Origin of the sequence: Enterococcus sp. DIV1937 (genome assembly GCF_050535975.1) — a bacterium.
Lineage (GTDB): Bacteria > Bacillota > Bacilli > Lactobacillales > Enterococcaceae > Enterococcus > Enterococcus faecalis.
Window position 1 is genome coordinate 2,244,966 of record NZ_CP172909.1, and the last position, 23,293, is coordinate 2,268,258.

Annotated in this window: 29 protein-coding genes and 2 tRNA genes; 3 read left to right on the forward strand and 28 right to left on the reverse strand. The window is 36.1% G+C overall.

All coding sequences use genetic code 11. The features are described from left to right. Window positions 1-21: 21 nt before the first annotated feature. Window positions 22-792 carry an alpha/beta fold hydrolase gene (locus IGL13_RS10705; protein WP_002356329.1) on the reverse strand — a complete coding sequence of 257 codons (771 nt, stop codon included), beginning with the start codon at window positions 790-792 and terminating at the stop codon, window positions 22-24. A 165-nt stretch (window positions 793-957) separates the two neighbouring features. Between IGL13_RS10705 and IGL13_RS10710 the strand changes: the two genes are divergently transcribed. The 3 genes from IGL13_RS10710 to IGL13_RS10720 all read left to right on the forward strand — a co-directional run bounded on the left by IGL13_RS10710 (window position 958) and on the right by IGL13_RS10720 (window position 4,274). Continuing rightward, window positions 958-1,533, forward strand: a complete 576-nt coding sequence (locus IGL13_RS10710) for a DUF805 domain-containing protein (RefSeq protein ID WP_002378653.1) — start codon at window positions 958-960, stop codon at window positions 1,531-1,533. Window positions 1,534-1,623: 90 nt separating this feature from the next. Next, the gene (locus IGL13_RS10715; protein ID WP_002401669.1) at window positions 1,624-3,189 is read left to right on the forward strand and encodes a membrane protein; all 1,566 of its coding nucleotides are present in this window, start codon (window positions 1,624-1,626) and stop codon (window positions 3,187-3,189) included. 353 nt (window positions 3,190-3,542) lie between these two features. Next, window positions 3,543-4,274, forward strand: a complete 732-nt coding sequence (locus tag IGL13_RS10720; RefSeq protein WP_410497184.1) for a DUF4950 domain-containing protein — start codon at window positions 3,543-3,545, stop codon at window positions 4,272-4,274. 259 nt (window positions 4,275-4,533) lie between these two features. Here the strand turns inward: IGL13_RS10720 and IGL13_RS10725 are convergent, their stop codons facing one another. From IGL13_RS10725 to IGL13_RS10855, 27 genes are all read right to left on the reverse strand, one after another. Then, a complete protein-coding gene (locus IGL13_RS10725) occupies window positions 4,534-5,598 on the reverse strand; it encodes an FUSC family protein (protein WP_002378657.1) in 1,065 nt (354 codons plus the stop codon). A gap of 255 nt (window positions 5,599-5,853) precedes the next feature. Then, window positions 5,854-6,105 (reverse strand): hypothetical protein, encoded by a 252-nt coding sequence (locus IGL13_RS10730; RefSeq protein WP_002401667.1) that lies wholly within the window; start codon window positions 6,103-6,105, stop codon window positions 5,854-5,856. A gap of 89 nt (window positions 6,106-6,194) precedes the next feature. After that, a tRNA-Ser gene (locus IGL13_RS10735) sits at window positions 6,195-6,284 on the reverse strand. 328 nt (window positions 6,285-6,612) lie between these two features. Next, window positions 6,613-7,098 carry a hypothetical protein gene (locus IGL13_RS10740; protein WP_010730080.1) on the reverse strand — a complete coding sequence of 162 codons (486 nt, stop codon included), beginning with the start codon at window positions 7,096-7,098 and terminating at the stop codon, window positions 6,613-6,615. 119 nt (window positions 7,099-7,217) lie between these two features. Continuing rightward, window positions 7,218-7,291 (reverse strand) — tRNA-Ile (locus IGL13_RS10745). 73 nt (window positions 7,292-7,364) lie between these two features. Beyond that, window positions 7,365-8,624, reverse strand: coding sequence for a LysM peptidoglycan-binding domain-containing protein (locus IGL13_RS10750; RefSeq protein WP_430604588.1), 1,260 nt, complete (start codon window positions 8,622-8,624; stop codon window positions 7,365-7,367). 4 nt (window positions 8,625-8,628) lie between these two features. Then, entirely contained in the window at window positions 8,629-8,832 is a 204-nt protein-coding gene (locus IGL13_RS10755; RefSeq protein WP_002369080.1) for a phage holin, read from the reverse strand. 2 nt (window positions 8,833-8,834) lie between these two features. Then, window positions 8,835-9,068 (reverse strand): hemolysin XhlA family protein, encoded by a 234-nt coding sequence (locus IGL13_RS10760; protein ID WP_002367247.1) that lies wholly within the window; start codon window positions 9,066-9,068, stop codon window positions 8,835-8,837. A gap of 33 nt (window positions 9,069-9,101) precedes the next feature. Then, window positions 9,102-9,257 carry an XkdX family protein gene (locus tag IGL13_RS10765; protein WP_002411012.1) on the reverse strand — a complete coding sequence of 52 codons (156 nt, stop codon included), beginning with the start codon at window positions 9,255-9,257 and terminating at the stop codon, window positions 9,102-9,104. Window position 9,258: 1 nt separating this feature from the next. After that, window positions 9,259-9,579 (reverse strand): hypothetical protein, encoded by a 321-nt coding sequence (locus tag IGL13_RS10770; RefSeq protein ID WP_430604589.1) that lies wholly within the window; start codon window positions 9,577-9,579, stop codon window positions 9,259-9,261. Window positions 9,580-9,589: 10 nt separating this feature from the next. Beyond that, window positions 9,590-10,078: a hypothetical protein gene (locus tag IGL13_RS10775; RefSeq protein ID WP_002411010.1), complete on the reverse strand. Its 489-nt coding sequence runs from the start codon at window positions 10,076-10,078 to the stop codon at window positions 9,590-9,592. Next, a complete protein-coding gene (locus IGL13_RS10780; protein WP_010816177.1) occupies window positions 10,078-10,395 on the reverse strand; it encodes a hypothetical protein in 318 nt (105 codons plus the stop codon). The genes IGL13_RS10775 and IGL13_RS10780 overlap by 1 nt, the downstream gene beginning before the upstream one ends. Then, window positions 10,388-10,705 (reverse strand): hypothetical protein, encoded by a 318-nt coding sequence (locus IGL13_RS10785; protein ID WP_430604590.1) that lies wholly within the window; start codon window positions 10,703-10,705, stop codon window positions 10,388-10,390. The genes IGL13_RS10780 and IGL13_RS10785 overlap by 8 nt, the downstream gene beginning before the upstream one ends. Continuing rightward, entirely contained in the window at window positions 10,702-11,574 is an 873-nt protein-coding gene (locus IGL13_RS10790) for a phage baseplate upper protein (protein WP_430604591.1), read from the reverse strand. Before IGL13_RS10790 ends, IGL13_RS10785 begins: the two co-directional genes overlap by 4 nt. Window positions 11,575-11,587: 13 nt before the next feature. Continuing rightward, window positions 11,588-14,302, reverse strand: a complete 2,715-nt coding sequence (locus tag IGL13_RS10795; protein ID WP_430604592.1) for a phage tail spike protein — start codon at window positions 14,300-14,302, stop codon at window positions 11,588-11,590. Then, window positions 14,284-15,018, reverse strand: coding sequence for a phage tail protein (locus IGL13_RS10800; protein ID WP_430604593.1), 735 nt, complete (start codon window positions 15,016-15,018; stop codon window positions 14,284-14,286). The genes IGL13_RS10795 and IGL13_RS10800 overlap by 19 nt, the downstream gene beginning before the upstream one ends. Then, on the reverse strand, window positions 15,008-17,905 hold the full coding sequence (locus IGL13_RS10805) for a tape measure protein (RefSeq protein WP_430604645.1): 2,898 nt from the start codon (window positions 17,903-17,905) through the stop codon (window positions 15,008-15,010). The genes IGL13_RS10800 and IGL13_RS10805 overlap by 11 nt, the downstream gene beginning before the upstream one ends. Before the next feature lie 248 nt (window positions 17,906-18,153). After that, window positions 18,154-18,507 carry a phage tail assembly chaperone G gene (gene gpG / locus IGL13_RS10810; RefSeq protein ID WP_002364485.1) on the reverse strand — a complete coding sequence of 118 codons (354 nt, stop codon included), beginning with the start codon at window positions 18,505-18,507 and terminating at the stop codon, window positions 18,154-18,156. Between the two features lie 52 nt (window positions 18,508-18,559). Then, window positions 18,560-19,402, reverse strand: coding sequence for a major tail protein (locus IGL13_RS10815; protein ID WP_430604594.1), 843 nt, complete (start codon window positions 19,400-19,402; stop codon window positions 18,560-18,562). Beyond that, window positions 19,403-19,777, reverse strand: a complete 375-nt coding sequence (locus IGL13_RS10820) for a phage tail terminator family protein (protein WP_010712243.1) — start codon at window positions 19,775-19,777, stop codon at window positions 19,403-19,405. 3 nt (window positions 19,778-19,780) lie between these two features. Continuing rightward, window positions 19,781-20,179, reverse strand: a complete 399-nt coding sequence (locus IGL13_RS10825) for an HK97 gp10 family phage protein (RefSeq protein WP_002402415.1) — start codon at window positions 20,177-20,179, stop codon at window positions 19,781-19,783. After that, complete coding sequence (locus tag IGL13_RS10830) at window positions 20,172-20,549, reverse strand: hypothetical protein (RefSeq protein ID WP_002404932.1); 378 nt, start codon at window positions 20,547-20,549, stop codon at window positions 20,172-20,174. The genes IGL13_RS10825 and IGL13_RS10830 overlap by 8 nt, the downstream gene beginning before the upstream one ends. Continuing rightward, a complete protein-coding gene (locus tag IGL13_RS10835; RefSeq protein WP_002395886.1) occupies window positions 20,546-20,890 on the reverse strand; it encodes a hypothetical protein in 345 nt (114 codons plus the stop codon). The genes IGL13_RS10830 and IGL13_RS10835 overlap by 4 nt, the downstream gene beginning before the upstream one ends. Before the next feature lie 8 nt (window positions 20,891-20,898). Further along, window positions 20,899-21,135, reverse strand: a complete 237-nt coding sequence (locus IGL13_RS10840) for a hypothetical protein (RefSeq protein ID WP_430604595.1) — start codon at window positions 21,133-21,135, stop codon at window positions 20,899-20,901. 23 nt (window positions 21,136-21,158) lie between these two features. Continuing rightward, complete coding sequence (locus IGL13_RS10845; RefSeq protein WP_104670709.1) at window positions 21,159-22,061, reverse strand: SU10 major capsid protein; 903 nt, start codon at window positions 22,059-22,061, stop codon at window positions 21,159-21,161. 13 nt (window positions 22,062-22,074) lie between these two features. After that, window positions 22,075-22,704 carry a capsid assembly scaffolding protein Gp46 family protein gene (locus IGL13_RS10850; RefSeq protein WP_010716907.1) on the reverse strand — a complete coding sequence of 210 codons (630 nt, stop codon included), beginning with the start codon at window positions 22,702-22,704 and terminating at the stop codon, window positions 22,075-22,077. A gap of 218 nt (window positions 22,705-22,922) precedes the next feature. Further along, a complete protein-coding gene (locus tag IGL13_RS10855; RefSeq protein WP_105194825.1) occupies window positions 22,923-23,243 on the reverse strand; it encodes a hypothetical protein in 321 nt (106 codons plus the stop codon). Window positions 23,244-23,293: the final 50 nt, after the last annotated feature.

Below are 23,293 nucleotides of genomic sequence, written 5' to 3' on the forward strand. Positions count from 1 at the left end.
TTTTCTCTTTGAAAAATCCCGTTATTTTTCTAACGTTTTTGACGCTTCTTTAAAAAAGTCAACAACCAAATCCATTGTTTCTCCTTTCACTAAATGCCGCTCACCGATTTCCGTTATAAATTGCGTATTTCTCGCATACGTTTTCCCAGACACTAATTGTTCAAAATCAGCCATGTCTTCATAGGGAATTTTTTCATCTTCCGTTCCATGCCAAAACAGCATCGGTCGTTCTTGTAGTCTTTCTGGCGTTTGTGATAAATCGTATTGATGCACCCAACTTAGCAACAGTGGCAAGTCTTTAGGTACAAAAATAGCAAATTCTTTCGCCCGTTGAATCACTCGCTGAATATAGCGCGCCGGATAGGGTGTTCCCATTAAGCAAGCAGCAGCTTGAATCTCAGGATGTTGGGTCATAAGAGCGCTAGTAGTAATACCGCCCATGGATACACCACCTACGCCAATCCAATTTTCTTTAATCAACCCTAATTTATGAAAATGATGGATAATTACTGGAAATTCAATTAAATTATATTGAATGCTACTCCAAAATGTAATCGAAGGAATCGTGGAAATAGGTCCTGTTTTTCTTTCTCCATGGTTCATGGCATCTGGTAAAATGACCCGAAACCCCTCGTGTGCTAATTTTCTTGCTTGTGTTAAAGATAATTCTTTAGCTGATTGCCAACCATGATAGTAAACAATTAAAGGTAATGCTTCGTTTTTTTGCTCTTCTGTTGTCACTTCTAATGCTGGAATTTTTGCTATGTAGCGATGTCTAATACTGATTTTCATTCATGATTCCTCCATTATAAAATATCTTCTCTTATTTTACCGTTTTTTGATAAAACCTGCTCTTTATATGATTTATCAAAAAAATCACAAAATATGCGAATTCGCATTTTCCTATTTTATTACTTTCCGTTATAATCATTTTATTAAATACAAAGGGGTGTTTTTATGGTTAAAATTGAGGAAAAAGGTAAAGTAACATTTGGACAAGCTTTTAAAGATTATTTTCGTGGATATGTTGATTTTAAAGGTCGGACCACACGTGCTGGTTATTGGTGGATGACATTGGTATTAAGCATTTTAGCACTTATTTTTTATATTGTCATTGTCGGCAAAGCCGTGTCAGCAATTTTAGCAGCTGAATATTTTGAAACCTATGATTTTGGAAACTTATTACCGTTAATGCTTTTTGCACTTGTTTTATGGTTAGCTTTATTATTACCAACGTGGGCAATGTGTGTACGTCGTTATCGTGATGCTGGGATGACAGGTTGGGGCGTGCTTGTTTTATATCTACTTTCTATTGCCTGTAGCTATACACAAGTTTTCTCTGTTATGTCAACACTGAAATATGATGTTCAAACAGATACTGTGATAACAGGTGGCAGTCCCGTCTTCTTATTTTTCACTCTTGTGATTAGTCTGTTTTTCTTCTTACTAACAGTCTTACCGACAGATAAACTAACAACAACTAGCCAAAATAGCGTCTTACGCTTCTTCTTCCGTTACAAAGAAGTGAAGTAAGGAAAAGTTTTAAGCCTTTCTTTTAAAAGAAGGGCTTTTTTCTTATTTTAAAATCTTTATGATAAAATAAGAACTAGTCTAGCTAAAAAAATGGAAGGAGAAAATATGGCTACTTTTAAACGGATTCTGAATCTAGAAAATTATATTTTTACTTTTTTTATTTTATTTGTCTTTTACGGCGCAATTAACTCTCCCTATTCGCTGGTAAAAATTCTTTGGGAAAAGCCTAAGCACTTGCTTGTTTTACTTCCTCTATTAATTATTCTATTGTTGATTATTTATAAAAACAAAAAATTTCTTTACACTAAGATTCAAGCGCTCTGGCACTTAATAAAAACCCATGATCGTGTGGTTATTATTGGTAGTTTGATCAGTTTATTTTTACTACAACTTTTACTCCTGACGCAGATTACTGTGCCGATTGGCTGGGATGTTTTTGACAACTTTCATAGTATTACCACTGAAAATAGGGATTATTCAAAAATCGTACTTTCTTTAAACCCCAATAACGAATTTTTCTTTTTCATGATGTATTACCTTAATAAATTTTTGCGTTTCATTGATGTAACAGGGAGCTGGAGCAATACTTGGTTTAGTTGGCAAGTGGTTAATTGCTTGTTTATTAATAGCAGTTTATTTCTCTTTTATCATGCCTCTAAGCGTGTCTTTAATCCATTAACGGCCTTCGTTGCTTACAGTTTATTTTTTCTTTCTTTCGGATTGTCTCCATGGTTACTCACGCCTTATACAGATACGGCCGTCTTATTGTTCATCAACCTAGTCTTTTTTGCATATAGCCTTTTTGACCAAGTTTCCCCTCCCTTCGTAAAATATTGTTTATTACTGTTTATTGGGATTGGCCTAGCTTGGTGTTTTTTAATGAAACCTTCGTCTATTATCTTTTTTATTGCATTTAGTTGTATCAAAGTGCTGCAACTTCTTTTAGTAAATCGGAACAAACAGTCTATCGTAAAATTAACCGTGGTTGCTCTCTTTTTACTGACTGGTTTCGCCAGCGCATATTATAGTTTTCAATTTTTTGTGGAAAAACAAACGATTACGGAAATCGATCAAGAACAAGCCAAACCTTGGACACTTTTTGTAATGATGGGTTTGACTGGAACTGGCGGTTACAATGATGCAGATACACAAGCAGTAAATCAGTTGCCTACACAAGAAGCCAAAAAAGCTTATACCATAAAAATGATTCAAGACCGTTTAAAAAATAAAGGATTCTTCGGTTATCTCCGTTTTCTGGCTCAAAAAAATCGTCATAATACTGCCAATGGTGATTTTGACTGGGGTTGGGATGGCGGTGATTTAATTCCAGAAACACCTTCTAAAAATCGTTGGCAAGAACACTTGCGGTCACTGTATTATCCGCAAAATCAAAAAAGTAACTATCTACGAATTTATATGCATTTTTTCTATTTACTCACATTACTAGGTCTATTGTTCAGTATCCCTCTAAAAGATTCAAAAAATAACTACGCGATTTTAAAATTAGCTTTCATTGGAGCTATTCTGTATTTATTGCTCTTTGAAGGCGGCCGCTCTCGCTATCTAATCCAGTTTATGCCGTTTTGGTACTTGTTATCAGCGAGTGGTTGGCTGGGGTTGAGAGAGATTCGAAGATACAAAAAAACAGTAAAATAGAAAAGAGGATTGAGTTAAAAATGAAAAAAAGTTTACTGGGGTTGATTGTTTTTTTATCCTTACTGACCCTTACTTCTTGCAGAAATAAAGTGACCACAAAAGAGCTAATGGCAAACGAGTGGGCCGTAAACTCCAACGTTGATGAAGTAGTAATGATTGTATCATTCAGCGAAGATACCGCTACTTTCAAAATCAATACAGATGAACACACATCAACTGCAAAAAATGAGTTGGAAAAAGCAGGCGAAGAATTAGGTAAACAAATTGCAAATAAAATAGAATACAAAGTCAAATACCATCTAAAAAACAATCAAATTCGTTGGGAAAATGAAGGAAAAGAAGTAGCTTACAAGATAAAAAAAGAAAAGCAAAATCTACTTTTCACTCCTACTAAGACAAACAATTCTGATAACCAAACAAAACTAGTTTTGAAACCTTACACAAAGAAAAGTATTGATTCTTCTACTCAAAAAGATAAAACGGAAGAAACCAGCTCTAATTATCAAAACGTCTCATCTGAAACAAACCAATCTACCTCTTCATCTACTACTAAAGAACCGCTACCACAAGTTAGCTTAGCTGATTTTATAGGCGGTTGGGGTATTCCTCAAAGTGATAACTTATTTTTTATAAATGCTGACGGAACACTCACTAGCATAACTCAATCGAATGTTCCTCTTCAAAATGTAAGTTTTTCTGTGGATGAGAATGGTAATCAAACAATGACGTTTCTTTTGAATAATACGCCCCGAACAGTAACGAAAAATAATGATGGTACTTTAACTGTTAATGGACAAATATACACTTATCTAGGTAATATTACGTTGGAACAATTAATTGAAAGAAATAATCAAACTCAACAAGTTTTTGAACAATCTGAACAGCAACCACCACAAAACTCTGATTCTAGTGAACAAATACAAAATTCTAAATCAGACCAACCTATATACGATACGGTACGAAGTGGTGAAGGTGGGCGACAGTTAGCCGAAAGAAATGGTTTAACCTTAGAAGAATTATTAGCATTAAATCCAGGCATTGAAACTTCTGTTTTTTATCCTGGTCAGTCATTACGAATTAAATAGAAATTTAGGTATACTAATAGATAATAGTCTATAAAAGTAGAACTGGACTATCTACCATTTACTTTGGGATACCAGTTGATGGCAATCAGTTTGACGAAGTGGAACTAGACCTTGTACCTACTGGCTCAGCAAAAATTGCGACATTTGATATAGCAGTTGGGCATTGATTAACAGCATGCATATAATTTGATAATATGAAATATAAACAAAAATGTCTAAGGAGCCTAACATTCTTTCAAGAAAGAATGTTAGGCTCCTTTTATTCAGACAATTTCAGCCACTCTTTGCGATTGCAATAGGACATAGTTTTTACAAAGACAAAATGATAAAGCAAACCGTAAGCTAGCCCCAACATATTTAACAAAATTCTTAAGTAAAGACTTGTTTCTAGCCCAAATATCATAGAAGCTGCCATGATAGCACCAACACAATTAAAAATCGTTTTACTTTTATAAGATGTGCATAAGCCTAAACAAAGTCCTCCTAAAATACCAAGTAGGTTCGTTGGTATATAAAATAACAAGATAGCCGATACTAGAGAACCAATAACGACCCCTATTATTCGTTCTTTTGCTCGTTCAGACAATTTAAACGTATTATACCCAGAAAATAATGACGAACTAGCAAATGTTGCCCACATAAAGCGGTCAATCTGAAGGTGCGTTCCTATAAAAAGTAATAAGCTAATGCCTAAAGCGTAATAACCAAACCAAATATTTCTTTGATTAAAAAAACCATTTTCTGTAACCATCTGTATAAAAGTAATCTCTTGATCCAATTTTTTATGTTTCACATGATAAACAAAAGCTAAAAGTAGATAAGCAAACACTAATACAAAGAAAGTTTGTTCTAATTGCTGAAACGATTGATAGTGAACCGTGCCAACTAAATATAAGTAGGAGAACGTATACAAGCCAGGATTACCCATTTTAGGGTTTTTACCAGTTAAGAAAAACAATGCCAGCAAGCAGATAAAATGAAGACCCCATTGTAAAAATGATACAGAAATCAGTGAAATTAGTGGACTAACACCTAGAATTGTTAACACGATTCCTAAACTAAGCAAGGCCTGTTTTTCCCTGTAGCCATATGAGACGAAACGGATACTCAACAGCAAACAAAATAATACAATTGAAAAAGGCGCTACAGCTTTTCCAAAGAAAAAAGTAATCGTCGACACCCATAAAATCGCAAACGAAACTAATAAAATATCTCTTATTAACAAGGCGCGCCAAAAATATCTCCGCTGTTTTTTAGTGTCCGCTTGATGAATTTTTTGTTTTAAAATAAATGGATCTAACTGCAATAATTGATAAAAAGTCACCTAAAATCATCTCCTAAAAATCGACTCTTCTCAATTCATTATTCCAACTTTTCCTTCTATGAAATCATAAGAAAAGTAGTTGTGACGAACATTTTACTACAACTTTTTTTCTGAATCAATACATGCTTTATTTCTTATTCCAATACCTCTCCCGATACGATTTGCTTACTTCATAAAAAATAAGCCTAGAAAAAATCAAAACGATTAATTCTAGACTCAAACTTAAATAACTGTTGAACAAAAGCTAGCGCTTTTTTACATAAACTTTTCCAACAGATCCATTTCTTTTTCTAATTCTTTTTCATCATACTTGTCATACTTACCAGCTTCTTGTGCAATTTTTTTAATCTCATGAATGGCTTTTTTTTCAACAATCCATCTCTTCATACTATGTTTTTTTGTATCCTCATCTAGCGAGCCCAACTCTTCTAAACTTGCATCCAATTTGTTCAAAACGTCAGCAATTTTTACTAATGCTTGCGCTTCTTTTTCTTCATAGTTTGACATAATAGACACCTCTTCTTAAGTATTTTTCTACTTTAAGTGTACGTCTCTGTCGTTTTATTTGCAACTAATAACTCAACTGCTTCTCAGTACGGAGGATAAGGGATTCGAACCCTTGCACGATGTTACTCGCCTAACGGTTTTCGAGACCGTCCCCTTCAGCCAAACTTGGGTAATCCTCCCTCTACATTCCATCTACAAATGAACATGTAATGAATCAAAAGATAAAAAGCCTAGACCCTTACACAACAAGGATTCTAGGCTCTATCTAACTAAATTATTTAGTTTCACGGTGTAATTTTTATGCAACACCATATTTAGACAGACTAGAACTCACAAGGGTTTGCGTAATATCATTTTAATTCAAATTAGCAAAATAGACTATAACAACAAGATAAAATCTACATCAAAAAATTAAAAAAGGCAAGCGAATAGATATATAAATTATACCGAATAAACAAAAAAGGCCCTACTTCCCGTGAGTGAGAAGTAGAGCTTTTACATTTCTAATTATTCTATCCATTCATCATCGAAATATTCGTCCACAAATTCATCGATTGCTTCATCGTATTCTGGGTCTTCCTCAAAGGGTTTTTCTTCCGTTACGTGCTCTTCACTCCACTTGGTGAAATTATGAATCTGAATATGTCTTATATCGTAAAAATCGATTTCTTGTTCACCAATCAGCACAACATCGAATTCTGCCATTCCACGAAATACACCAAAAACATGTGGTTTCACTCGGTCATATTCATCTAACGAATTCAATTGGATTTCTAAAACTTTATTTTGCTTAATAGAGCGATCTAAAAAATATTCTATTTGTCGCTGTGATTGCTGCGGCAGTCTATCAATATTGCGAGCATGATATTCATCAGTACTCTTTATTGCTTCAGTCAATTCGCCCAACGGAAACGCCGTTGGCCACTTTAATTCAAAAGGACGGTCAACATAATCGTTGTAAGGTTTAAACTCTTTTTTCGTTCGTCTCACCATCTGATACACTCTCCTATCAGAAACATTATACGAACGTTTGTTCTGTTTTTCAACAAAAAAATATTCACATAACAAAAAACACACACCTCTCGTAAGAAAAAGAGGCAGGTGTTTTACTATGGACCATACAGGACTCGAACCTGTGGCCTAACCGTTATGAGCGATTGGCTCTAACCAACTGAGCTAATGGTCCTAAAAAGAGCCGCCTTGGGGAAGACGACTCAAGAGAAATTTAATAAGCGTATCCTTATTTTATATTAAAACTATCAATAGTTCAACGTTTGTCCTGGATAAATCAAGTTAGGATTTGCTAATCCGTTTAATGCAGCTAAGGCTTGATAAGTAGTGCCGAGTTTAGCTGCAATACTTGATAAATTATCACCGTATTGAACTGTGTAAACGTTGCTTACTGCTGATCCATTTACTTTCAAAGCTTTACCAGGATAAATAAGATTTGGATTAGCCAATCCATTTAATGCCGCCAACGTTTGATAGTCTGTTCCATATTGATAAGCAATGCTGGATAACGTTTCGCCGTATTGTACTATGTGTGTTGTTTCTGGTTGCTTATCAGGAACAACTGTTGCATCTGGCAATAATTCAATATCGCCTTTGCTAATCCATGACAGGATACCTTCTAACAATACTCTGCTTCCAGTTACTTCTTGTACTTTATAGCTGTTTCCTTTTACCCAATCTGGAATAGCTTCGCCTGTTGCCCAAGCATCAACACTAAATTTCACTTTAACAGTGTCGCCGACTTTAGCATCGGAATTGGGTGTTTTTTCGATTTCTTCCCCTGCATCTGTTGCTGGTGTGTCCGTTTCTGGTTTATTGGTATCTGTGTAGCCATTATCAGTAATACCTGTTAAGTCTACGTTACCATCTAACCCACCAGCAATATAAGTAGATGTAAATTGCCAAATTGCAATACCATCCATACTAGGGAAATAGTTATACAATGGACTTGGTGTTACATCATAGCTAGGATACGCTGCAATCCATAAAGAGTTAGGGAACTCTTTAATAATTCGCTGATAGTCCACATATTGCAACGTAAAAGGCTTATAGCTGTAATACATTGGTGTATATCCTGCTTGTTTTATACGGCGCATACCATACAAAATCGTTTCTGTATTTGCGTTTACATCAGGACTAGCTCCATGTTCAAAATCTAATGCAACAATGGAATTTTTAGGCGTTTGAATACGTGGCAAGAAGTAATCCATTGTTGTTTTGGCAATGTCCATGCTACCGAACGTATCGTACCAAATATAAGTGTGCGCTCGTTTTCCTTGAGCAATGGCACTTGCTACTTGCGTTTTATAGGTATACTGCTCGTAAATACCACTAGCATTGTAGCCGCCAACTTGAGCGATAGCGAATTTATCATGCGCATAGCCAAAACGACCTTGTTCACCTTGGTAAATAGCCCAGTCCACACCTTGATCGCCTCTTGCAGCTAATACATTTAAAGGCATAAAAAACAGAGCGACAAGCGCTCCTACTAAAATTTTCTTTTTCATTCGTTTACTCCTTGTCTTTTAAATTATATGCTGACACGCCTGTTACTACTCCTAAAAAAGTTGCAATGGCATTGATAGTTAAAACAGCCATATCTGTTTGTTGCCATCCGTAGGCTTTGCCTAACGTTGCTACTAAAACAGAACTAGCAGGTAGTACAGTGAGTACTCCCCATTTGATGATTTTATAATACTTGTCTGGTAGTATCATTTTCAAATTCCTCCTAAGTATTTCGTTATTAAGTAAACAGCAACAGAAACCCCGATTCCCGCAATTGTTCGCCATGTCCACTTTTGATTCTCTTTTATTTCCGCAATATCGCCTTCATTGTTTTTGGCCATTGAGAGCGCTATGTCTGCTTTCTCTCTTAATTGTTCATGATTATCCAACTTTGTTTCAATCCGTGCCAAACGATCGACGATTTCAATTAAAGGCTCATCTTTCAAGTTATCGTCTCCATTCCTGTAACAAAAAACCGTCTAGCTTTCGCTAAACGGTTCCCCACAAATTTTTGTGTATTCTTCTTCGGTTAAACAATTCATATTCACGTAATCAACTAAATCCTGTTTTGTATAACAATTCCAATCATACAACTGTTTAATATTATCGAAACCTGGAAAAACATTCGTTTTCATCTTATTCCGCCCCTTTCGTAAGTTCAGCTACTTGTTTCATCAATTCACCAGTCATTCTTTGAGTTTGTTGAATAACTTGATTTTGCTGAGAAACTTGCTTCATTAGTTCAGCATTCTGTTTTTGTAAAAGTTCCACTTCCGTTGGTGGTGTTGGGGCAGGTTCTGGGACGTTGTCAGGATCGTAAATTAAACTCGTTCCATCCCATCGATAATTGAAGAAGTCAGAGAAATCTTCATTTACTTCAACTTCAATTGTTTTCGGTTGTTCTACTAGTGAATAACCTTGCAAAAACCCTTTTACATTATCAATCCATATTTTCATTTTACCCCTCCTAATATTCGAAAATTTTTGTCAAAATATACATTTTATTCCCCGATCCAGCAGCTGTACCGTCAGGTGCATTTAAATCATGACCAGTGATTTTTGCATCTTTTATATACAAATATTTTGTTTGAGGATTTTTGCCATTATACGCGTTTAAATTAAACACAGTTCCACCACTCCCGCTATTAGAGATGTGATTTTTTGGCACGTACTGGAATTGAAAAACTGCGTCATTGGCTTGTCCTGTTGAACTCATTTCCTGCCATTGCAAAATCCAACCATTTTGGCACTGCGACAGTGGCTTTGATGGTGTTGTGCCACTTCCGGAAGCTCCACCATACCACACACCGGTCCATAGCGGTGATCCTTGAATAATCTTTTGATATGATTTGTCGGCATCTGCTTTAGTTGGATAGTTTTCTAATCCATCGACAGCTTCTACCACAGTTGCCATTGCTTTTGGCTCATTGTTTTCCATTAATTGAACAATATCCATTAAACTTCACCCACCTTTTCAAATGTGAAAACTGGCAATGCATCCAGTTTCGCTTTATCCGTTTTAGACATTAAACCGTCTTTTTCAGCAGTAGCATTACTTGGTATTGTTGGAATAACAGTAGTGTCAGGCAATGCTTTTACGTCAGCAGCATTCAATATAACTTCGCCTGTATGACCATTTACAGATGAAACAGTACCTGCTCCAGCATCACCTAGTTTTGCATCTACAAATTCATTTAATCCAACAACACCAGTTGTACTAGTTTGTACATCAATAGCTACGCCGTCTTTTTTAACTACATATAAATCAGGCATTTGATTCTTCATCTCCTTTTACTTTTTCAAATTCCACACTAGAACCACCTAGTTTACCTGCTTCATAATCTGCGATGATTTGTGTGATTTTTGAATATTCTTCTTGAGATATCATCACACCATCTTTAGGTAAATCTAAATCTGCACGTGTAATAATTACTGAACCTGATCTTCCGTTAACAGATGAAACCATCGATTGCCCGCCCATTATTTCTGATAATCCAATGATTGCTGATACGTGTGTCATCGGAAAAAACTGACGTTTAACGCCTTTTTCATCTGTTTCCATCATTCTTTTTGATTCTATCATTTACTAACACCCTCAATTCTAAACGTGTTTTGTTTTTCATCATCAATTTTAGCAATAATCAATGCGCCATCTTTCATCGGACGGTTAACACTACCGATTACTTTCACTTGATGATTGGTTGAAAATGAATCATCTTGAAGAATTTCCAGTGTACTTACATTGCCATGTTTTAATGTAAATAAGCGTTCCTCTAATCTCTGATACAAATAATCCATATCCGACAACAAACGCTCTGAAAGTGAATTGTGGCGCACTCCTTGTATGTCTACACGTGCATCCATTAATTCGACTAACATTGTGCCGCCTGGATCAACAGTTTTTAAAATATCTTTGATTGATTCGAACCATGAAGTGAAATCTGTTTTTTGCGCATCTCGCCACGCTTCGAACTCTTCTTTTCTAGCATTCATCCAATCAGTAAAATCGCCCTTATTTTCGTTGATAAAAGCAGTCATGTCTGCGATTAAATCTTCAATGGACTGCCAATAAGAGCCCATTTCGCCCTCTGTTTTCGAAGCAGCATTCACCACAAAATAAGAGAAATTCTGCGTTGCACCAATTAGATTGTCGCCTTTATGAATACTGAAATATGCTTCCTGTCTGTGCAATGACTGCATAGAGTATTCATCAAAGGTATACTGGATAATCCCTTTTTTGGCATTCACAATTTTTGCTGCTCGTTGAATCGGATATTTATTATCAATAACTGATTCAAAAAATACTTCGCAACCTGTTAAATCAAGTGGCAAAGCATTTTCAACTAATACAGCTTCTAAAACCTCGGTATTTCGGTTCCCTTGCCGTACATTTTGAATACCAATGTAATTGTATGGCTCCGTGGTGCTTAGTGTCGCTTGCCATTTAACCATTTATTTGCTCCTTTCAAAAATTAATAACATCACGCGGATTTATTCGCTGCCACTGAGCGCCTTTCCATACTTCAAAATGGAGATGAATACCTTTAGCAAGTCCAGTGGAACCCATTATCCCAACACGACTATTAGTAGTCACTTTTTCACCAACAACTAAATCAACTGAATCCAAATGACCATAATAGGTCCAATAACCATCATCATGTTTAACAACAACATAGTTTCCACCAGTTCCATCATAAGTGACAGTTTCAACTGTGCCGCTACGTGCCACATAAACAGGGGGGCTCGTGCCTGCTGGCACTGAAGCAATATCTATACCGCCGTGAATAACGTTCGTTCCCCAGCCGATCTGGTCCCATTCTTGAGTAATCGTATAAGTTGAACGAACAGGGTTCATCCAAGTTGGCTTGCTAGGTTTCAAGTCTTTCAGCAACTCATACCAATATTGGGCCATCGGAATTCGTTCTGGATGTGTGACCGCTGGGCGTTCAAAGTTTGCCTCGAATGCCATAGTAGCGGTACCTATATCTGTTAATGCTTTAAATTGTGCAACAGAATATGGATAAGCTGCCGATGGAATGTATTGGCCATTATGCATATGCCAATCAAGCAACTTCAACTGTGTGGTAATATTTCGATAGTCTCCACTGATTCCAGCTTGACCTAGCAAACGTTGCACATAAGCACGGCCGCTTTCACCAGCAATTGGCGATGTCCATTGAACTAACCCGTATCCAGGACCTCCGCCGCCTTCGTCAATATCGGGCATAATTCCAGATTCTTGATCCATGTTTCCTAAAATCCCAGCGGCTGCTTGTTCGCTGTAGCCTTTTGATTTTAAGAACTGCCAAACCGCCCAAGCGTTTTTCTCTTTTTCGGTTGTTAGCTCTGGTGGTACATCACCATCATTGCCGCCTGATCCATCACCAGGTATTACTTCTTTACCTCCGACAATCAATCTATCAACTGTTATAGTTGATTTGCTTCCTTTTGGTCCAAAGAAGTTAAAATTATTTCCAACAAAGAACTGTGTTAGACCAGTAATTAAATGACCTGCTCCTGATTGATTAGATAATCCAATAATTTTCTGAGGGTTATCTGCGACCAGTAGTAACGAATTACCATCAGATACTACAAGATTTCCATTAACATCTCTCAAGTCTGGAAAAGGATTCCCTTTTGTTCCTATTGAGCCAATGTGGCTATTGCCATTCCAGAATTCTAATCCTTGCTTAGTCAATTCCATTATTTTCGTTTTCCCATTCCAAGCTTGCAGAGCGCCGTTAACTAAACGCAAAATATCTCCATATGCATTGAATGACGTTTCAAAAATATCCGATCTAATTTTACCTGCTCGGATAAAGTCAGCATTTAAAATACCATCAATGGTCCAAGCATTTCTAAAGGGGCCTTTCCATCCAGTAGTTGAAAAACCGATACCTTGGTTATTAATGGCGATGACATTTTTTGCAGTATCTGTGGAACCTGTATCCATAAAATAAAGCGTATGTGGCCTATTTTTAGGATATTGAAGAATACTACCACCTTTCACGCCATTGATTAAATCGGTAATGTAATCAATAAAATTACTCATGTAGTCTTTTTTAGTTAAGGTTTTAATTGCTTCTTGAAAATCTTGACTTTGCTGTTTATAAAAAGCAACTTGGATATCTCCAGCAGTAATCTTTATTGTTTTTTCTGCTAAAGCATCATAGACAATCCCTGTAACTTTCGTTTGAATGTCAATATCATAAAACTTGTGATACACAGTGAACGTATCGAATAAATTATAGTTTCTCATTTTCGCAAATTCTTTTGCTTCTTCTGAATCCGTGAGTTTCTCAATTTCTAGTTCAATAGAAACTTTAGGCTTATCACTTCCTGGATATAATGTAGTGAAGTATTTACCTGCTACTTTATTTAAGCTGGATAAATCTTTTACTCCTTGATCTTCAGTAAACTGAACATATTGAGCGTAAACATCTGGATACTTGGTAATATATTCGCTTTTAACCGCATTTCCATAAATCCGTTGAGAAGTTCCGTCTGCACCACTTTGAAGCTCTGCAAATGGTAAAACTTTAGTAACAATTGATTGCCAATCAAATTTAATGGTTAATCCTTTTAAATCTTTACCATAACGAACAGTTCCAACGTTATCTCGTCCTCTACGTCTTAACAAAGATAATTTAAAAGGTTCTCGTTTGATTTCTCCTCCCCAGTATTGAAGCAAAGAACCTTGTTCACCAGCAATACAATTAAGTACGTTTCTAGCTTCAAATATCGTACTAGAAGCTGTGTTAATATCAGAATGAAGTTTGATATCGCATGGTTCATCCATGTTCTGTTCGATTAATTTCATTGCTTCTGAGCCATTACGATTATCAACTGTCACTAGCCTTACTTGTCTATTTCCTAGTTTATAAGTACGAGATTGAGCATAAATGACAATACTATTAGTAAACGTATCTTTAAACGTTTGTTTGATCTCGAAAATGTGGTATTCTTCTAAGTCATTTGGCTTTGCTTTAATTTGATAGCCATTTTCGAAATAATCACTAAATCTGCTAATCGCTGGATAGTCCATTTCTAGTTCATATTTTCCGTTTGCTTCTTCAGTGATTTCGCAACGTGTCGCATCAATAAGACGTCCTAAGCCGTTTGTTGTAAAATCTTTTTCTCCAGGTTTAAAAATAACTGGAATCAAACTTTCCGCCTCCAATTAGGCTGAACCTTAAACTCTGTAACTTTTCCAGTCCAGCGAAAATTATTTTCTCCACTTTTTAAAATTGGGTAATCTTTGAAAAGTGTTTTATGATCCAAAATTTCAAAAGCTCCACCTGAGTTTCGATAAGCTTCTTGTTTTTCTGAATCAATAATGATGTCTCCAGCAATCGATTTTAATGCGTATTCCTGATTATTGATGAAAAAAGAAATATCCCCAGAACCAAAAATCTGAATAGTAGGTTCTGAAGGATATTTTTCTGTGTTTATTAATTGTTTAGGATTACGTGTCCAATATTGGCCAATACGATTTTTTTTGAAAGGTCGGATACTTACAGTAAACTCAAAGGGAATTAAAAACCCTGTTTTTCTTGTTCCTGTAAACTTTGGTGGACTTGTTACGATGGCTTGATAAATGTAATGTTCATCAAAATAGACGATAAAGTCTGAGTAGTTTCCCATATCGAGCCAGAACGAGATTTCATCTTCTAAGAAAGAAACTTCTTGTAAATTTCTTGCTTTCGCATAGCATGTAATGGTGCGTTCTACATTTTTATAATACTCAAAATCAACAGCTATTGAATCATTACCCATTCGCTCCCTAAGCTCTACTACACGTCCCGCAGAAAGTCGTTCAGGTCTTTCTCTCATAAACACATTGAATTCAGAGCTATGTTTTCCATTAAGAAAAAACTGACCTCTTTTAAATTCCACCAAAAGCACCTCCTACTGCATCGCTATCTCTATTTTTGACAACTTGAATGTATTTAACTAATTTTTGAGCCATGCTCATTAATTGCTTATCATCTAATTCACCCATTGCTTGTAAATTAATGTTAAAGGTATCACCACCAAAGGTAGTCGTTGCATTGCTGTTGTTCTTATCTGATTTAGATCTTTGTGATTCCTGTTGATTAGCATATCTACCTGTGACAGAAAAATCCGGTAATTCTGTAGGTAAATCAGCCATATTTTTAACCGATTTATCCAAAGTTCCTTTTTCTTGGTCAATGCCATCCACAACACCCAACACGATATTTTTACCAATCATATCTCGCATCCAGCGCGAAGGAGAATGAATATCTAAAGCCCCTTTGATTTTTTCTTTGATATTACCAGCTACTTCTTGAATTTTTTCCCTCACTGCGTTAATCATAGATCCGATACCATCGACCAAACCTTGAATAATGTTTTTACCAATTTCAAATAAATCAATATGTTTTAAATCTTCAAAAGTTTGTTTTACATTCGACACTGTATCACTGACACTTCTTGTGAGATTATTCCATGCGTTTTTAGCACCTTGTACCATGTTGTTGAAGGTTTCTATTGTGCCATTTCTAATTCTATACCAGGTTTGAACAACACCATCTTTTATTCCGACCGCCGTATCAACAATCCACTGTTTGAAATTGGACCATGTATCTTTTGACCATTGAACAGTTGCATTAAATGTATCAATGGTTCCTTGTTTTAGGTTGGTCCAGCCATCAATCACACCATTTTTAATGTTTTCTACTGTTTCAAAGAACCAAGTTTTCAAACTTTCCCATATTCTAATTGCTTCAAATTTAATATTTATCCAAATTTCAATTATGGAATACTTAACTTCAATCCAGATATTGATTGCTCCATATTTAATATCAATCCAAAGCAAAGTGAAAAATAACTTCACATCAATCCAAATCTTTTTAATTGTCAACATCAATCCATTAAAAATAGAAGTGACTGAATAGGAAATAGCTGTAACCGTATTATAAAAGATATTTTTAATACCAAACCATATTGTTTGAGCTGCTTCAGCAATATTATCCCAAACGGCAATCATGTTCTCTTTTGCTTCTTCCCATCCGCCTGTAATCATTGATGTAATGAAAAGTATCGGAGCTAACAGAACATTTTTTAGAATGGTAACGACATTTTCAGCGATCATTTTGACATTTTCAATGTTCGCTTTCATAGCGTTAACAACCATCTTGAACGCATTTTTGATTCCTGTTATATATGGCCCCATGTATTTCCAAACAAAATTAAATGCTTTTGTGAAAACATCTGATATTGATTTTCCAATACCCTTAAACCAATCTTTCGCATTATCAAAGCCATTTTTAAAACTTTCGCCAACGCTTTTAGCACTATCAGCAGCACCCTGCTTGATGTTTTCCCATGTGTTTTTTGAGCTTTCTTTTGTTGAATCCCAAAGTCCACTAAAGAATTCTTTAGTCCCAGTCCATTTATTTTTAACCCAGTCGGCTGCGTTTCCAGGAGCTTCTTTCATCCATGTACCAGCATTCGAAAAAGCTTCTTTTGTGCCATCCCACATATTGCTGAAAAATTCCATTGTAGAATTCCATGCTTTTACAACTACATCAGCAGCGCTTGAAATGACCTCCTGTATGTTTTTCCAAATGTTTTTAACAGCATCTCTAAAACCTTCATTGGTTTTCCAAAGATAAATAAACGCTGTGACTAACCCTACTACAGCAGTTAAGATTGCAACAAAAGGATTTGATAGCATTGTCTTATTTAAAATTGCTTGAGCTATCGAAAGTGCTTCTGTACCTTCCCTCCAAGCTTTAAATGCTGCATTCACTTTATTCACAAGCATCAACGTACCAATGCTACCAGCTAAACCTGCAAGCAACGGTGCATAAGGTTTTAACGTATCATACAATGTTTTAACTGTCTTTATCATTGGCGGAATCATTTCAGCAAACTTAGATAAAGCCGCTTCCATCTTTGCGCCTTTGTCAGCAATGATTTCACTAATACTTCCAAAACCTGCGCCCTTTAAACCTTCGTCAATTTTAGTTACAACGTTGGCCACACCACGAACGATCGCAGTTTTCATGTTAGCCAATCCGGTTTTAATACCTGCAGTAGAGTCTTTAGCAATCTGTTCTAATGATTTAAGACCTCCTCCGCCTTCTTTATTCAATTTAATTAGAGAGTCTTGAAATTCTTCAACTGAAATTGAACCATCAGAGAGACCTTCTTTCATCTGACCAGCAGTTAACCCCATTTGCTTCGCTAAAGCATTCAACGCTGGACCCAAACCACTGTTAATCATTGAGTTCCAAGTTTGCGCATCTACTTTACCATTTGAGAACGATTGGGACAGCTGGATAATAGCATTGTCTACCATCTCTGCAGACCCACCAAAGCCGAGGATACCATTATTTAAAGCTGCGAAAATCTGTTCTGATTTTCCTAAGTCATTTGTAGACGAAGCAATTAATTGAACACCTTTAATTGCGCTGTCTAAAGGTGTAGGTAACCCTTGGATACTCTTCTTTAAGCTATCCATTGTCTTTGATGTTTCACCAGCTGAAAAACCCATATTTTCAAATACACGGTTTGCGTTATTTAACGTATCCACGCGATTAATGGCCCCATCGATGTTGCTGGTAATCAGCCCAATTCCTTTTGAAATAATTTTAGTTGCTCCGCTGGCTAAAAAGTTACCAACAAATGACGTCCAAATAGATCCAAGAGAGCGGCCGCCTTTTTGTCCTGTTCTGTCAACCTCTCCATCAAAACCTTGCAACTTTTTTACTGCCGAATTTAGACCTTGGGAGAATCCTGATTCATCTAGTATCATTTTTAAGACTAAGTCTTCATTGTTCAATAAGTACCCCCTCCCTTCTTAGAACATTGTGTGTTCATCAAGGAATTTAAGCTCTTCAAATTCTTTAACAGCATCTCTGAACGCATAAAGCTTCATAAGTTCGTTCAAGTCTGTATTCTCAATTTCGTTTAGTGTCCAGCCATTTTCAAGCAACGCAATTTTTAATTCTGCTTCTCGGTACTGTGGACTAAATTTAAAATGAGGATGATAAAGGAGATCTGTTACTTTTTTTTCTGGTCAGAATAAACGGCATCATAACCGCTAGAGACAGACCCTAATAGTTGACCCGTAATTTTTAAGATTTCACGTGCATCCATTCCGTCTAGAAATTCTTGACCCGTAAATTGACCTTCAAAAATAACTTTTGCGATAAAGTCATAACATTTACGCAAAACAGGCCGAATTTCCTCCATGTCGTTTGTTTTAACGATTTCTTCTAGTTCTACTTGTAATTCTGTCGCATCTTCCATAACAGATCCTGGTAACATTTCAGCGGATTTAAATTGTTTAGTGGTGAAATTGCCTTCTTCATCTTTCAAGTAAAGTTTAATTGTCGTTTGTAATTTGCTTGCCATTTTTTTATTCCTCCATATAAATAGGACGACACTTGGCCGTCCTTAAATTTTATTATGCATTAACTGTTACGCTGCATTCAGCTGTATGGTTGCCATCTTCAGTAGTGACAACAACAGTTGTGGTTCCTGCTGTTACTGCTGTAACTTTTCCTTGCACAGGTGTTACTGTTGCAATTGAAGTATCATTTGATTTGAATGAATAGTTTTTGTTTGTTGCGTTTTCAGGTGTAATTGTTGGCGTTAGAGTTGCAGTTTCACCAACCGTTAGAACTAATTCCGTTTTATCTAAAGTTACACCACTGACAGGATTTGTAGACTCTTCACGTGGATTAGTAACCGTAGTAAACCAATTTTTGATCATATCTAAGTCAACACCTTCATCGTCTTCATCGACTGAATACATGTATCCGACACCAGGAACATCAACAAATGAACCTGTCCACTCTGGATGAGTGTAAGATACTGAACTACCTTCTAGAGTTGATGATTCATCAGAAGTCAATGCAAATTTGCCTTTATAAAAAATTGTGTAGCGATATTTACCATTTGATTTACGACGGCGATAAGCAAATGCTCCATCTGGTGCAATATCATCTGCGGATCGTAAAACACCGCCTTTCAATTTTTCACCACCCGTAATTTCAGCTAAAACTTCATTCTGGTATCCATTTGTTTCCAAAGTAACTTCTGCACCACCAAATGCAACGTACTGATCTTGAACTACACTATCGCCATAGTCAGGCGTTGTTTCTGTTGTAACATCTGGTTTAATACTTACTGCAGTCCCGATTGTTGTTGGCTCTCCGTAGATTGGGAAAGTACCTGTGTCATCTGTTAGTGGGAACCAGGTTGGTTTCTCCACAGAAATGACACTTACATTTTTTTTAACTGCCATCTATTCTTCACTCCATTCGATTAATTGAGGAAAAGCAACATTAAAATTAACATGTTGAATTCCATCTGTTTTAAATGTCTGATAATCTTCTGAAAATAGTTCATTTTCATCTAAATTCAAAACATTAAAAAAAGCCCCACAGTTTTCTGTTAGGCTTGTTACTAATTGTTTATTTTTCTTGCTATCAACTAACGCAATATCAACGTTATATGCTTTATTCTGAACGTTTTGGCCAACATTATCAGTCATGCTTTCTTCTACGCTTAAAACAAAATAAAACGGTTCTGACGATTGCATCACATCATCAAGATAGATAGGTGCATCCGAGAACTGTTTTATTTTGCTAGTAAGCATTTTTAAAATTTTATCGTACATACTCTATCCTTTCTTAGCAATGACAATCGCCATTTGTTTAAACCGTTTTGGAATATAAGTTGCATGAGCTAATTTATAAGACTTTTGTAACATGAATCGGCCTTTAACAAATCCACCATTCTTAGTTCGGTGCCCATCGTTTACATATTTAAAATATTTTTCATTGTTAATTAAGGCGCCAACAATTCTACCACTTGATGTTTTTCTAGCTTTAATGATTCTGTATCCACGTCTTAAATCACCTGTTTTAATCGGCGTAATAGGTACAATTAACTGATAAATCTTCGCTAAGGAATCATTGACCATCGCAATACCTTCTTTTTCAGCAATTGGTGTCATTTTCTTTAAATTAGCAATAACTTTGTCAGCATTCGAGGTCATTCTAAAATCACTTTTACTCATCGATTGCACTTCCTGTCAATGTCACTTCGATGTGACTTGGATAGTTAAAGGGTTTCTTTGCAAATAAAATATGCTTTTGACCTGTACTTTGAATGACAGTGATTCTGTCGGCCTTTTTCACATCTACATCAGGCATTAAAAACAATTTTTGATCTTCGTAAGTGATATTAAAGGTTCCTTTGTTTTCAACAACTGGTAAGCTTCCAGCGCTACCCAGTCCACTTTGGGAAAGAGCACACTTTAATTTACCTCCGTGGATCGGTGAATACCCTTGCTCAGTGATGCCTGTTTCAGAATTTTCAATATCGTTCATTCTTTCAATGACACAAGTGTCAAGATAGGTCATTGCCAAAATATCCGCTTCATTCAATAGAAAAACACCCCACTATCACAGCCAATTAAACGTTTAATAGTGTCGCTGTAATTGCCAAGCAACGCTGTTATACTCTGCTGCGTAGTTGCATAGCTAATAGATGTATCACCGCGCTTAATGCTAGTTACAGCTTGTTCCGTTTCACTTTTAAGTGACTGATATAGAATTTCAATTACAAGCGAGGTAAGTAAATCCCAATCAATTTCAATCTTACATGTATTGTAAGATCCGATTTCCAAAAGAACTAGGTCTAAGACAGACGAAATACGCTCTTTTGAAACATTAGGTAGCATTTTTGAAACTTTTTCTATAATTACTTTTTTTTGTTCGTCTGTCATATAATCACCTAAATTTCTGTTAAATCTGCAGCTTCTTCTAAAATTGTAATAGCTTTTTTATCAGAAACACTCACTTCGATTTTTCCGTCAACTGCTGTAATAAATTTACGTGTTTCAGGATGAACAAAACCAACGAAATTTTTATTTTTTAAAACTTTGAATGTTTTTGTTGCAGGTTTCACTTCTTCAGTTACTTCTTTTGTCTCTTCGATTGCTTCTTCTTTGACCTCTGACTTTTTAACCATAATTATTCTCCTTTACTTTTTAATTATTCACCCGGGGCTGCAGTTGCAAGGTTTAAGATTGCCCCTGAATTTGAAGCGTTGTATTCAATCGTGTATTCACCAACTAAACCAATACGTTTTGAATCAGTTGTTTTAGCTAATTCCTCTGCGCGCCATTCACGTAACGGACGTAGCTCCACATAGTTTGTATCTAACGCAATCATTGTTCCACTTGGCAGTGACGGCTCAATTAAAGCTGTACCTGATCCATAATTTGAAACAATTTTCCCTAGCTGCAATCCAAAAGCTACTTGATCTCCAAAGTTAAACACTTTAGTGCCCGCTTTATCAACTTCATCGGTCATTAAATCAACCATATCAGTCGAAACCAGACATAGTTTTTCTCCTGCATAACCTTTGTCAAACATAGTTTTAAACATTTTATCCACATCTTTACGTGTTACTGCATCAGCTGCAGACGTTTTAACTAAGTTATCAGAGTTGATTAAGTTAATTACACCAGCCATTTGACGACCTTTAGTACCATTTTCATTAGCTTTTACACCAATTAATAGCTTTTTGTTCAAATCTAACTTCATTTCTAATGCACGTTGAGATACTTGATTAGCTAATTCACTACCTACCCCATTTACATTGATAGCATCTAATGTACCTGAAACAGAAGTAGATTTACGGAAAATTTCAGTGTAGTTATTGAACCATTTACGCCCTGAATCTGCATCTGTATAGTCTCCACCTTCTAATTGCGCAGATGAATCTTCTCCATCAAGTTCTGATTCACGCCATTTGATCTCCGTAGAAGTTGCTGGACTAGTTTTACCAGCTCCTAATAGCCAGCTTAAAAAAGGTGTTGACGGACGTTGTAACGCATTGATTTCTTGTGAAATGTCTAAATATTCAAGGTTATTAAGTGTAGTTTTTTTCATTTATAAATTCCTCCTAATTAAATGCTTGTAATTTTTGCCCTAATGCTTCTTTAGGATTTTCAATCGGTTGCGTTGACTGATTACCATTAGCCGCATTAGTTTGTTGCAGCTTATTACCAAAAGCTTTACCCATTTCCATGTTTTTGATGGCTTCTGCATGCTTCTCGTTGATTGTTCCTAAAACGCCTGTGAACGCTTCTACAGCTTTCTGTGTGAATTCTGTATCTGAACTAACTAAAGTGTTCAACATGAACTGGGAAACTGAATCTTTCAACTCTTTATCAAGCTCTAATCCTGCAATTTGTTCAGCAACAAAAGCTTTATTTTCGTTCGAACGGCTCTTAGCTTTCTCTGCTTCAAACTCAGCTTTTAATTTCTCAAGTTCTAGCTGTTCTGGTGTTTTGTTCTTTTTAGCTTCTTCATATTGCTTCACAGCTTCCTGTTTTAGCTTATCAAGGTTATTCTGTTTCCAAGCTTCTAATTGTTTGTCTGCAGCACTTTGTGATTGAGATTGAATGAATTTCTGTGCATCTTCATTCGATTCGACAAATGCTTTAAAATCATCAATAGTGAACTCTGGTTCATTTCCCCCACCATCAGCAAACATCTGCAAATTCATTGGTAATAATTTTTTTGTTTTCATTTTGTTTCTCCTTTCGCCCCGCGATTCGTTTGCACGCCCCGCATTGCTTTAGATTTATTTATTGCGCCCCACCATTCAATCAAGCCCAGCATTGCGCTAGTTTAACGTCATTTCGGACAAGATAAAAAGCCTAACTTTTGTTAGGCTTTAATTGCTCTTCTTCTCTTAGTAAATGCTCTTCATAATCTGCATCTAAGTAATCATAGGGATCCATCTAATCACTCCCAATTCTTATGGACCAGTTCAGCGCCTAGCATTTGATAATCAGTGACAGCATCTTTTACATTTTGTAGAGTCCTAGACACAATCGAAATAGTTAATTTACTTTTTTTACCTGGTAACGAATATAAAATATCAACGTGACAATAATTACCACCCCAAACTGTTTCAAGCTCATCTTTGACGATATTACCGTTGCCGTCTCTCAAAGTGTGCTTGGTCAAATATCGTTCGTTTTCTTCTTCAAAAGCTTTTTTATAGGCTTTTTCTGTACCATTGGTAACTTCTAGATTTAATACTGCTTCGAATAAACCTTTCATGATCTCACCTCCAATTTAGGGTATAAAAATAGCACTCAAAGTTATCCTTT